Source organism: Aerococcus sp. UMB1112A (genome assembly GCF_030230715.1).
Taxonomy (GTDB): domain Bacteria; phylum Bacillota; class Bacilli; order Lactobacillales; family Aerococcaceae; genus Aerococcus.
Map to the genome: position 1 here is coordinate 20,782 of NZ_JASPDS010000009.1, position 12,462 is coordinate 33,243.

Consider the following 12,462-nt stretch of genomic DNA (forward strand, 5'->3'; position numbering starts at 1 on the left):
GAGTAATATTCGCTCCTAGCTAGATACGATCTAGTCCTCTAGCTGGTCCAGGTAATCAGACTGGTAGAGGGATTCGAGGAAGGGGATCTTAGCCTTGTCTTGGCTGGATCCCGGTCCTTGCAAGCGGTCGCGGTAGCGCATGTCTTTTTGGACCATGAGGTAGAACATGGAAGCCAGTGGAACGCCCAGGATCATGCCAAGGACGCCGGCTACGCCCCCACCGATGGTCACAGCAACGAGAACCCAGAGGCCAGGTAAGCCGATGGAGTTCCCCACGACGAAGGGATAGATCAGGTTTCCCTCCAATTGTTGGATCACCACGATGAAGATCAAGAAGATGACCATCTGGGAGAAGGAATTGGTCAGGAGGAGCAAGGCACCGATCCCGGCAGACACATAGGCCCCCAGAATAGGGATGAAGGCCAGAACCGCGGTTAGGGCCCCAATCATTCCGGCATAGGGCAATTGAAGGACCCACATCCCGGCTGCCACCAGGGAACCCAGGATCGCTGCTTCAACGGTTTCCCCTGCAATAAAGTTAGAGAAACTGTGGTGGGCCAAGCCAACCACATTCAGAATAAAGTTACTGTGGCGGGGAGTACAGTAATTGGTCACCAGGTGGCGGAATTGCTTACCCAACTTCTCCTTGGATGAGAGCAAGTAGACCGAGAACATCAAACCTAGGACCCAGTTCATCACGGCTGAAGCAGAAGTCGCCGCCATGGAGAGCAAGGACTGGAGGGTCGATTGGGCAAAGCTGGTCGCTGCCTGGCCTAAGCGTTGGGTAATGTTTTGAATATCGAAATCAATCCGGTTGATCATGGTAAGGACTTGGGGGAAGCGGTCTGCCAGGTCAAAGAAAAACCGTTCGATGTCGCGAATCAAGGCTGGTACGGCATAGATAAAAGTCGTTACCGCATTCACCGCCTGAGGCACAACCAACATCAATACAGAGATCACTACTAAGATAATCGTTAAGAAGGCTAAGACCATGGCCAGTCCCCGGCGCAAACCATCCAACCAGGCTTTCTCCGTATTGGGGAAGAGCCACTTCTCATACTTATTCATTAGGATGTTAACCACATAAGCAATAGCACAGCCCAAGATCAAGGGGTAGGCCACGCCACGCAAGGTGGCAAAGATCGATAGGGTACTCTGCCAGTTGACAATAATTAAAACGAGCAAGGCCGTCAAGAGTAAAAATTTGAGAACCATCCGCTCGATTGCTTTGATTTTCATTTCATATCCTCCAAATTAGTCGGGTTCGCAAGAGCAGACTTGAAGTGATTTCAGCTCACCGAAACGACTGACTACCGTCAGCCTTTTTCGATGAGCCTCCAATCATTCAAGTCTAAACGCCAAGTCTCACACCCTGTGTAGTTGGGTTCGACTTGGCAGAAAGGGTGTGACTTCAGAAAAGCGTAACGACCGGCTAAAGCCGTTCTTATCCGCTTTTCTTCCAGCCAACCCTTTCTAAGCGCCAAGTCTCACACCCTGTATAAACAATTGCATTGCTTTCATTTTATCACCTCCCCAAGCGCCTAGCAAGTCAAGAAAGCGCTCGCAATCACTTCCTGCTTCTGTCATAATATAGATAAAAATAAATAAAGGAGCGATTCTAAATGATACGTGTCACATTGATTCCTGGCGATGGCATCGGCCCTGAGATTGCCGATGCCACCGTCCAAGTCCTAGAAGCAGCCGGTGCCGATATCGAATGGGAAATCCGCCAAGCTGGTCAAGCCGTCTATGAGACGACGGGCGAGCTTATCCCTGAAGCGGTCTTCCAAAGCATTGAAGCCAATGGCCTAGCCCTCAAAGGCCCCATGACAACGCCTATTGGAACTGGCTTCCGCAGTGCCAACGTGGCCTTGCGCAAGAAGTATGACCTCTACGCCAACCTCCGTCCGGTCCGCTCGCTCGGCCAAGTCCCCTCTCTCTTCGATGATCTGGACCTGGTCCTCTTCCGGGAGAATACAGAGGACCTCTATGCTGGTGTCGAAGAGAAGGTTTCTGATGACGTCATGCACAGCATCAAGATCATCAGCCGCCAAGCTTCCGAACGCATTACCCGCCAGGCCTTCGACTATGCCCAGAAACACCAGCGCCAGCACGTTACCATCATCACCAAGGCCAATATCATGAAGCTCAGCGATGGCCTCTTCCTGGATACCGCACGCCAAGTCGCTAAAGACTATCCCGATATCCCACTCAAGGAAGTCTTGGTCGATAACATGGCCATGCAATTGGTCATCAATCCCAAGCAATTCGATGTCATCGTCACGGAAAACCTCTACGGCGATATCCTCTCCGACCTCATGGCAGGCTTGATCGGTGGCTTGGGTCTGGTTCCCGGTGCCAATATCGGTGACAACTTAGCCATCTTCGAAGCTGTCCACGGCTCTGCCCCTGACATTGCGGGCCAAGGCAAGGCCAATCCCACCGCCATGATTTTGAGCGCCTGCCTCCTCCTCGACCACATCGGCCAAGACGACTGCGCCCAAAGAATCCGCCAGAGCCTAGACCGAGTCCTCAGCCACAAAGAGAACCTAACCGCAGACCTCGGCGGCCCAGCCAGCACCGCCGACTTCTGCCAAGCCCTCCGCCAAGATCTAAGGGTGTGAGGAAGAGCGTTTAGCTTTGGATGCTTGGAGTAAGTCGGAATAAGGGCAAGCTAGGCTTGCACGTTTCCGACTTGCGAAAGCACTCCAAAGCTGCTCTTGCGAACCCGACTAAGGGTGTGAGGGCTGGCGACTCGGTTACAACTACTAGCTAACATACAATCAGAACTTGCGAGTGTGGATTGGCAATGACCAACACCCAAACAATGCCCTCAAGTGTGGATTCACTCTGCTCGACACTCAATCAAATGCTCCGAGTGTGGGTTGACGGCGACCGACACACAAACAACATCCTCAAGTGTGGATTCACTCTGTTCAACATTCAATCAGGGCTTGCGAGTGTGGATTGATAGACCGAACTCGACTAAGGGTGTGAGGAAGAGCGGTAGAAGAGGAGCCACTTCTGCGCGACCGAACCCAACTAGATGATGCGGGAGAAAGAAATAATTTTTTACGTGCATGCTATAGAGAGGCTGGATCTTTTGTTCTAGCCTCTTAGTTTTTTTACTTCTCTATCCTTTCGTGCTAGTGACTAGTCATTAAAGAAGCTTTCTATTAGCAGCTCACTTTGAGCAGGAGCCAATAATCCCGTCCACTTCAGCCAAGCACTCTGATGATTTATATCACCCCCAACTCTCATAATCTTAGAAATAATTAATGAAAACGATTAACACCTCTTCAAAGATTTATTGTATAATAGTTTGTAAGCGTCACCAGCTTCTGGCTAGGTGGCTCTATTTATTATGAAGGAGTGTGATTAGACATGAGAAAGCGGCGTTTACTGAGTCAATTTGCTATTATTGTGAGTATTTTAAGCGTCCTTGTCATGCTTGTTTTGCCTGAACAAGTGCAGGCTGAACAAAAACAGCGGATTATCCGCATCGCCCATAACCAATCATCCAACCACCCCACCCATATCGGGATGGAAGCTTTCGAGAAATATATCGAGCAGGAATTGGGCGACAAGTATGATGTTCAGATCTACCCCAGTGAGCTCTTAGGAACCCAAACCAATATGGTCCAGCTCACCCAAACCGGGGCGATTGAGATAACAGTGGCATCCAACTCGATCCTGGAAACTTTCAACCAACAGTTCCAGATCTTCAACCTGCCCTATCTCTTCGAAACCCCAGAGATTTACCATGCCGTGATGAATGACCCTGAAATTGTCGGGCCCATCTTCAACGGGACAGAAGAATCAGGCTTTATCACCAAGGCCTGGCTAGATGCTGGTACCCGGAACTTCTATGTGACCAAGGGACCGATTGAGAAACCATCTGACCTCTCAGGGCTCAAGATCCGGGTCCAACAATCCCCTACCAATGTCCGCATGATGGAACTCCTCGGTGGCTCTGCTACACCAATGGGCTTCGGAGATGTTTACACCGCCATCCAATCGGGCGTTATCGATGGAGCGGAGAACAATGAGCTCGCGCTAACCGAGAACGGCCACGGAGATATTGTGAAGAATTATTCCTATACCCTCCACCAAATGATTCCGGACGAAGTGATCGTTAACAGCCGCTTCCTCGACGACTTACCAGCTGAAGACAAAAAAATCTTCGACCATGGCTTCCAGATCATGCAGGATACCCAACACCAGGCTTGGCAAGAAAAAGTAGAAGAAGCCAAGGAAAAAGCTGAAAAGGACATGGGCGTTAAGTTCAACTATCCCGATACAGCACCTTTCCGTGAAGCGGTCATGCCTCTTCACAAAGAAGTCCTTGAGGCCAATCCTTCCTTAGAAAAAATCTACAAACAAATCGAAGAAAAGGCTAAGACCGTCAAGGCTGAAGACAAGGAGGCGCAGGCAGATGCAAAAAATTAGACATATTCTAGATCAGATCATGCGTGTCTTCAACGCCCTAACTTTAGGCTTGATGACACTCTTAACCGTCTGGCAAGTCTTCACCCGCTACCTCCTCCATGCCCCATCGACCTGGTCGGAAGAGCTGGCTTCTTATATGTTCGCATGGGTGACCATGTTCGGGGCTGCCTATGTCTTCGGCAAGCGGGAACATATGAATATCCCTGTTATCCTAGAACGTTTCTCAGCCAAGACACAAAAAGCCCTCAACCTCTTCAGCGAAGCCTTGATTTTTGTCTTTGCTGTTGTGGTCTTAATCTATGGCGGAATTGAAATCACTTCCCTTACGATGGGGCAGATGTCATCCTCCCTGCCGCTGCCGATGGGTTACTTCTATGCAGTGATCCCTTTGAGTGGTCTCTTCATTGCCCTCTACAGTGTGCTTAACATTTATGACATCTACCAAAAACCCCTCGCTGCTTTTGATTCTGCTAAGAAGGAGGAAGACATCTAATGGCTATTCAATCTTTAATTATTATGATCGCCCTCTTGGCCATCCTCTTGGTCTTGGGAATTCCGATTGCCATTGCGATTGGGATTTCAGCGATTGGCGCGATCCTACCTACCATGTCCCTAGAAACTACTGTCATTACGGCGGCCCAGCGGATCTTCTCAGGAACTTCAACCTTTACCCTAGTCGCGATCCCCTTCTTCGTTCTGGCAGGAAACATCATGAACCAAGGCGGGATCGCCAAGCGCCTGGTGAACTTCGTGGAAGCCATCGTAGGTAAGATCCCTGGCTCGCTCCTGCTCACCAACGTGGGGGCCAATGCCCTCTTCGGCGCCATCTCAGGTTCAGCCGCAGCAGCCGCGGCAGCAGTTGGGGGCATGGTTCAGGATGGCGAACGCGAGCAAGGCTACGACATGAACCTAGCCGCCGCTACCAACGGGGCCTCAGCTCCTAGTGGGCTCCTAATTCCTCCATCCAATGCTCTCATCACCTACTCCCTCGTCTCTGGAGGAACTTCGGTGGCTGCCCTCTTCATGGCCGGCTACCTACCTGGTTTGATTTGGACCCTAGCCTGTATGGTCGTCGCCTTCATTATGGCCCGCAAAAAAGGCTATCTGGGCGACCAACGCCCCTTTGACTGGAAGCGTCTCGGCAAGGCAACCTTAGATGCCCTCCTCCCCCTCTCCCTCATTATCGTGGTGATTGGCGGGATCATCGCTGGCGTCTTCACTGCCACAGAAGGCTCTGCCATTGCCGTCATCTATGCCCTCTTTATTTCCGTGGTGGTTTACCGGTCCATCGGCTTGAAAGACCTCTACAAGATCTTAGTCGATAGTGCTGAAACCAGCGGGATGGTAGTCTTCCTCATCGGGGTATCGAACATTCTCAGCTGGGTCATGGCTTTCACCGGGATTCCCCAAGCCATCGCTGGGGCCCTCCTCAGCATCACTGAGAACTCCCTTGCTATCATGTTGATCATTAATATTATCCTCTTGATCTCAGGGACCTTTATGGACGTGACCCCAGCTATCCTGATCTTCACGCCCATCTTCTTACCCATTGCCACTTCCTTTGGCATGTCCCCTGTTCATTTTGGGATTATTATGGTCTATAACCTCTGTATCGGGAACATCACCCCACCCGTTGGCAACACCCTCTTCGTCGCCATCCGCGTCGGCAAGTCGACCCTGGCAGATGTTATGCCTTACATGCTGAGCTACTATGGAGCAATCCTCACTGGTTTACTCCTCGTCACCTACATCCCAGCCATCTCGCTCTGGTTACCCGAATTGGCTGGACTCCTATAAGTTTAAGACAAACGAAGTCTCGCATTGCAGGCTTCGTTTTTTTAAATGTTTTTTCTAATGTATGCGTTGTCATTGCTATAATACTAAGTTATACTTGAAGAGAAAAGATTTTTTAGCTCAGGCTTAAATAAAAAGGAGAGACCCAATATGCCAACACAATTCAAAGCCAAAATCGCCAATGTCGGCCAAGCTGTCGACCGCTTCCTCGGAGAAAAACTCCTCCTCGTATTCTCCAACGCTGATGTCATGTCCGAAGTCAAAAACTACAGTGTCCTCATCACAGACATCGACTTCCCAGGCCACATCGAAGCCGGCCAATGTCTCTGCATCTCCGGCCAGTGCTTCGAAATTACCGCAGTCGGTGACATCGCTGAGAAAAACCTCCGCACCATCAACCACGTCACCTTCAAAGCCAACGGTGCAACAGAAGCCGAAATCCCCGGCACCATCTACCTCGAAGACAAGCCCTTCCCCGAAATCAAACAAAACACCTGGATCGAAATAAAATAAGGGTGTGAGCAAAGGCGTCCAGAAAGGAATGACTGGAGGCCAAACGGAAAAGAGCGGCCTCAGCCGATCGTTCCGATTGGCTGAAGTCACTCCCTTTCTGCTCTTGCGAACCCGACTATAAGGGTGTGAGACTTGGCGTTTAGACTCGGATGATTGGAGCAAGTAAGGATAAGAGCGAAGCATTCGCTCGTTCCTTACTTGTGAAATCACTCCGAGTCTGCCAAGTCGAACCCGACTACAGGATTCGGAGGATGGCGCTCAAGCCACAATCAGAAGGTCCGAATGCGGGTTGCCAAGCCAACGCCAAGGGAAACATAGCACAATCAATGTATAAAAAATACAATATAAGAGTTAACAAGCTAGCAAGGGCCTCGCTAGCTTGTTTTCCTTATGGTGAGGCCAAGCAGCTTGCCTAGCGGGAGGTCAACTTGCTAAGCAAGGGGCCATTCGCGAGTTGGTGTGAGTCTACTTGCTAATCAGAGCTCCGTTTGCGAGTTGACACGACTCTATTTGCTAATCGAAGCCTCGTTTGCAAGTTGGAGCGATCCTACTCGCAAACGGAGGTCCCATTCGCAACTTGCCAACTTCCTACTCTCAAACGGACACCTTATTTAAAAGTTCACAATCAACTCCCCGCTAACAACCAGAAAAAGCCAACAAAACAACCCCATTAGGAGTGTTTTGTTGGCTTTCGGCTTTTCTAGATTCTAATTAATAAGCACGAGCATACCAAACTGTATACTTGGCAGGCTTGCCTGAGTAGATATCAACTGTTTTTTCAACAGGAGCATGGAAAGGAATGTTCCGGGTGGTAAAACCTGTAGCTTCCTTAACCGCAGCTTCGGATTCTTCCGTACCGTCCCAACCAGCTAGCACCCAGCCTGGGTATTGGCCTTCTTCATGGCACTTATCGAGGTGGGCTTGGAGGTCTTCCATGGTGTCGATATCATAGTGCTCGTTAGCCTTGCGGAATTGGTCAGCTTTTTCGTAAAGGCGCGTCTGCATAGCGTCTAGCTTGTCTTGGACCGTTGCGACAAGGTCGTCTAAAGCCACAGCTTCCTTGTCATCTTGGTCGCGCATCTTGATCATGCAGCTGTTGTTTTCCATATCACGTGGGCCGAAGTCGAGACGGAGAGGAACCCCCTTCACTTCCACTTCATTGTACTTGTAACCAGGTGAGTTATTGGAATCATCTAAGCTCACACGGAAGCCCGCTGCCTTCAGTTCTGACTCGATTTCACGCAATTTCTCAAGAACTTGAGGATTCTTCTTCAGATTGCCGACTGGCAGGAGGGCCACTTGGACAGGAGCCATCTTAGGTGGGAAGACAACCCCTTTCTCGTCGCCGTGGGTCATAATCATGGCCCCAATCAAGCGAGTCGAAGCGCCCCAAGAGGAGGTATAAGCGTGAACGTGTTCGTTATCCTCATTTAAGAACTTGATGTCGAAAGCTTCAGCAAAGTTGGTGCCTAAAAAGTGGGAAGTTGCAGCTTGAACAGCCTTAGTATCTTTCATCATGGCTTCAAGAGAATAGGTATTATCCCCGCCAGCAAAACGTTCAGAAGGCGTCTTCTCCCCTGTATAAACCGGCATAGCCAGAAGGTTCTCCACAACATCTTGGTAGATTTTCAAGAAGTGGAGGACCCGCTCATGGGCTTCTTCAGCTGTCGCATAAGCACAGTGGCCTTCTTGCCAGAGAAATTCAGAAGTTCTCAGGAAGGGGAAGGTCCGTTTCTCCCAGCGGAAGACATTGGCCCACTGGTTAAGTTCCATCGGTAGGTCGCGGTAAGAATTAATCCAGTCGCTCATGGCATTGCCAAAGAGGGTCTCTGAGGTTGGGCGAAGGGCGAGGGGTTCTTCTAGTTCTTCGTCACCCGCCTTAGTCACCCAAGGCAGTTCAGGGGCGAAGCCTTCCACGTGGTCGGCTTCCTTCTCAAAGAAGCTTTGGGGGATCAGCATAGGGAAGTAAACCTCTTCTACCCCACTCGCTTCATATTGGTCATTCAGGGCTTTTTTAATTTGTTTCCATAAGAAATACCCATTGGGCTTGAAAATCATGGTCCCCCGGGCAGGCCCGTAAGCAAATAGGTCTGCCTTCTGGATACTTTGCAAGTACCACTTGGAAAAATCCGTTTGTTGTAAGTTTGTTTCTTCTTGACTCATTTGTCTCTCCTTTTCTCCATAAAAAAACGCAGATCCTCACATCCTAAAAGGACGGAAAATCCGCGGTACCACCTTCGTTAAGTTTATCACTTCACTCATTGCGCCGTAACGGGGCGCCCCGTAGCTTGTTTCCAAGCCAGTAATATGCAGGAGGTTCATCTTGCCAGCGGGGGTGTTTTCCCAGCACCAAACACTCTCTTCACCCATAGCAACACTACTGGTCTGCAGCTTGCTTCTATTGTGACCGAATTTCGAGAGAAAGTCAACTCTAATTTCCGGACTTGTAGTAGTCTTCATCCAACCAGAAGACTTGCTTGGTCAACTTCTCGTGGAGGGCTTGGTCGGCCTGGCGTTGGTTGAGACGTTCCTGCCGGCGCTGGTCATAACCTGAGCAGATCATCTCTTCTTCTTCACTATCTGCCACGATCTCAGGCATATGGAAGTCCGGATCATCCGTAATCGCGACAAAGGTCATAAAAGAAGTCGCCGCAATATAACGTTCACCCGTAGCTAAGTGTTCCCCGAGGACTTTGACAAACACCTCGCAGCTCTTCTTGCCCACTCCGGAGACAAAGCTCTCTACGCAGACGGAATCATTTTCGGGGAGGGGCGCAAGAAAGTTCATCTTATCCATAGCTGCCGTCATCACAACTGTCCGCGACATCCTCGACGCCGAGACGGAGGCACTATTGTCAACGAGGGACAAGAGCTGGCCCCCAAACATATTGCCGAAGCTGTTGGTTTCTTGGGGCATAATTCGGTGGGTTTGAACAACACGCGTTTCCTTGCAGTGTTTCATTACAATCGCTTCCTTTTCTGAGTAAAATTTTATTTGAGTACTTTTTGAAGGGCTTGGGCGAGCAGGGGCAAGACCAGGGCAGAGGCCAGCATCTCAGCCAGACCGTTCGTCAGGACCACCCCTAAGATAATGGGAAGAATGGCTGCTTCACTCACTCCCAAGGCTTGAGCATAAGCCGCCCGGGCAAAGAGGTAGATAGCCCCCATCACGAGCAGGGTATTACAAAGCGACCCCAGTGCCCCGATCAAGGCATAAACCCAGCGTCCAGAGAACTTTTTCCTCAAGTAGCTGGCTAAAACCGCCGTCAAAAAACCGGTCAAAAGCCGGGGCAGGACCGAAACTAGGGGGTTAATAAAGACCGGCGAAACCACGGTCGGTTGAAGCAGATGGCGCAACCAAGCCAGGACACCCCAAATCCCCCCCAGCATGGTTCCCACCTGCTTATCGAAGAGGCTGGCTCCCAGCATGACGGTAATTTGAACAATGGTAATACTAATAGGGCCTAAAGGAATATAGCCCAGCCAAGGGATAAAGGTTTGCAGCAACAAGACAGCCGTTAGGAGGCTGACAATAGCTAGGCGGTAGACTTTTTTTTCGTGCATTAGTGTCTCCTCAGTCTAATCAAAGCTTTCCAGAAAAAATATCGGCCTCGCCCGTTCGGACAATATCCATCAAGCGTTCGGTGAGCCGGGCAGTTAAGCCCCAGAGGACTTCATCATCCACATCATAGAAGGGCACCTGGTCCGTTACTTGACGGTTACGGAAGGGGTAGGCCTTGCCCCCAGGAATCTTCTCATAGGGAAAGTCCGCGTCGATCTGGAGCTCATGGCTAAAGGTGTAGGCCTTGGTTTCTTGGCGGAAGAGCTTCATGAAGGGCACCAAGAAAGGATAGGCCACTTCATCCGGGTTGACCGCTAAGTCTTCCAAGCTATCAATGTTCAATTGGGCCACGAAGCAAGCAATCACTCGGTCGCGCTCCACAACATAATCCATCTCACCCAAAAGCGCAATTTTATCGGGAGTTAAGCCTAATTCTTCCACTGTTTCACGAACCGCGGCCTCCTTAAAGCTCTCACCCTCCTCGACCCGGCCACCAGGAAAAGACGTATCCCCTCCTTGGGAAATACCGGCCGCCCGACTCTCATAAAGAATATAGAGCTCTTCGTCAATGACAACTAAGGGAATTAAGACTGCGTAATACTTGTCAATCCCCAGAGGTTGGGCTTCATAAGACTGAAAAATATGATAAATTTTCTCGAGCAAGCTAAACTTCCTCCTTTGTTTCTGATTCTCGGACTGAGGGTTAGGGGGTAGGGGCCGGCAATACACAATAAAAGGGCTTGTTTGGGTATAGAAGGCTGCTAAGCCACACTCCTGGACCTCGTTTCTGGGTTAGAATGGGTAAACACACACTCAAAGGTCTCATTTGTGGATTGGAACGCGCCAACACACACTCCTAGGCCTCGTTTGTGGGTTGAAACTGACCAACCCACACTCAAAAACTTCAATTGTGGATTAAAGACTGGCAATGGGCATGAATGAGCTGACCGCTAGCCCGCGCGCCCTCACCCCCTTTTAGTCGGGTTCGCAAAGGCAGAAAGGAAGTGACTTCAGCAAAAGGGAACGACCGGCTAAAGCCGTTCTTATCCCTTTTGCCTCCAGTCATTCCTTTCTAACTGCCTTTGCTCACACCCTTTATAGTCGGGTTCGAGGATGCAGAAAGGGCTCCTCTTCATAAAAGTCCATCGAAGGCTTTCAGCCTTCTCTGGCCTTTTACTCCAGAGGTCCCTTTCTCCCGCATCCTCTCACACCCTTTGTAGTCGGGTTCGCAAGAGCAGCTTTGGCGTGCTTTCGCAAGTTGGAAACGTGCAAGCGGACTTGCACTTATCCCAACTTACTCCAAGCATCCAAAGCTAAGCGCTCTTGCTCACACCCTTTATTTCACCAATGTTTTGGCGGCGTGTTCGATGCCGTCGGTGTTGTTGTCGTGGGTGACATAGTCGGCGATGTCTTTGAGGGCGGGGATGGCGTTGCCCATGGCGATGCCGCAGCCTGCCCATTCGATCATGGAGAGGTCATTTTCTTGGTCTCCGAAGGCCATGCTTTGGGCCTGGTCGACGTCTAAGACCTCGCAGAGGTGTTTGAGAGCTAGGCCCTTGCTAGATTCTTTAGGGTTGAATTCGAGATAATAGGGTTCGCTCTTGACGATGTTGTAGCGTTGGTACCAGTCGCTCGGAATTGCGCCTTCGATTTCAAGAACGCGTTCGGCTGCTCCGGTAATCATCAACTTAGGGAAGTGGACATCATCGGCTAGGAAGTCTATCTGAGCGATCGGCATATCGAGGATACCCGATTCAACACCCACATATTGATCAACAGGGTCGCGGTGTACCAAGACCTGACTGTCGCTGTGACCGTGGACATCCATCCCGTGGTCCAAGGCAAAGCGGGTAATTTCATGGACTTGACTAACTTCTAAATAGCTTTCAAAAATAATGCGGTTTTCTTTAAGGTTGTAGATCACACTGCCATTAAAGCAGGAAGCATAGTCTACCAAGTCCTGGTCGATCTGGTCAAGGACCTTGTGGACACCTTTGAGGGGACGGCCGGTAGAAATCGCTACATGAACGCCCTGGTCTTGGAGGTGGGCTAAGCCTCTGAGAGTTGATTCGGTAACTTTTTTCTCATCATTTACCAGGGTGCCATCGATATCAAAAGCAGCAAGTTTATACATTAAGCATCTC

General features: G+C 50.2%; 11 protein-coding genes. 5 read left to right on the plus strand and 6 right to left on the minus strand.

Annotated features, from left to right (window positions below):
• Positions 1–30 precede the first annotated feature (30 nt).
• Positions 31–1,239 carry an AI-2E family transporter gene (locus QP860_RS06345; RefSeq protein WP_070817357.1) on the minus strand — a complete coding sequence of 403 codons (1,209 nt, stop codon included), beginning with the start codon at positions 1,237–1,239 and terminating at the stop codon, positions 31–33.
• A 383-nt stretch (positions 1,240–1,622) separates the two neighbouring features.
• On the opposite strand from QP860_RS06345, the gene QP860_RS06350 reads away from it, so the two are divergent.
• The 5 genes from QP860_RS06350 (at position 1,623) to QP860_RS06370 (ending at position 6,756) form a co-directional block, all read left to right on the plus strand.
• Positions 1,623–2,624, plus strand: a complete 1,002-nt coding sequence (locus QP860_RS06350; RefSeq protein WP_284912401.1) for an isocitrate/isopropylmalate dehydrogenase family protein — start codon at positions 1,623–1,625, stop codon at positions 2,622–2,624.
• 760 nt (positions 2,625–3,384) lie between these two features.
• Positions 3,385–4,449 (plus strand): TRAP transporter substrate-binding protein, encoded by a 1,065-nt coding sequence (locus QP860_RS06355; RefSeq protein ID WP_083294392.1) that lies wholly within the window; start codon positions 3,385–3,387, stop codon positions 4,447–4,449.
• The gene (locus tag QP860_RS06360) at positions 4,436–4,942 is read left to right on the plus strand and encodes a TRAP transporter small permease (protein ID WP_070619347.1); all 507 of its coding nucleotides are present in this window, start codon (positions 4,436–4,438) and stop codon (positions 4,940–4,942) included. The genes QP860_RS06355 and QP860_RS06360 overlap by 14 nt, the downstream gene beginning before the upstream one ends.
• Entirely contained in the window at positions 4,942–6,246 is a 1,305-nt protein-coding gene (locus QP860_RS06365; RefSeq protein ID WP_070619345.1) for a TRAP transporter large permease, read from the plus strand. The genes QP860_RS06360 and QP860_RS06365 overlap by 1 nt, the downstream gene beginning before the upstream one ends.
• 147 nt (positions 6,247–6,393) lie before the next feature.
• Positions 6,394–6,756, plus strand: a complete 363-nt coding sequence (locus QP860_RS06370; RefSeq protein ID WP_070619342.1) for a PTS glucitol/sorbitol transporter subunit IIA — start codon at positions 6,394–6,396, stop codon at positions 6,754–6,756.
• Positions 6,757–7,467: 711 nt separating this feature from the next.
• Here QP860_RS06370 and proS read toward each other — a convergent pair.
• From proS to QP860_RS06395, 5 genes are all read right to left on the minus strand, one after another.
• Entirely contained in the window at positions 7,468–8,919 is a 1,452-nt protein-coding gene (gene proS, locus QP860_RS06375) for a proline--tRNA ligase (protein ID WP_284912402.1), read from the minus strand.
• A 268-nt stretch (positions 8,920–9,187) separates the two neighbouring features.
• Complete coding sequence (locus QP860_RS06380) at positions 9,188–9,718, minus strand: acyl-CoA thioesterase (protein WP_070619336.1); 531 nt, start codon at positions 9,716–9,718, stop codon at positions 9,188–9,190.
• Between the two features lie 29 nt (positions 9,719–9,747).
• On the minus strand, positions 9,748–10,320 hold the full coding sequence (locus tag QP860_RS06385) for an ECF transporter S component (protein WP_070619333.1): 573 nt from the start codon (positions 10,318–10,320) through the stop codon (positions 9,748–9,750).
• A 19-nt stretch (positions 10,321–10,339) separates the two neighbouring features.
• Positions 10,340–10,981 (minus strand): NUDIX hydrolase, encoded by a 642-nt coding sequence (locus tag QP860_RS06390; RefSeq protein WP_070619326.1) that lies wholly within the window; start codon positions 10,979–10,981, stop codon positions 10,340–10,342.
• Positions 10,982–11,654: 673 nt separating this feature from the next.
• The gene (locus QP860_RS06395) at positions 11,655–12,452 is read right to left on the minus strand and encodes a Cof-type HAD-IIB family hydrolase (RefSeq protein ID WP_070617294.1); all 798 of its coding nucleotides are present in this window, start codon (positions 12,450–12,452) and stop codon (positions 11,655–11,657) included.
• Positions 12,453–12,462: the final 10 nt, after the last annotated feature.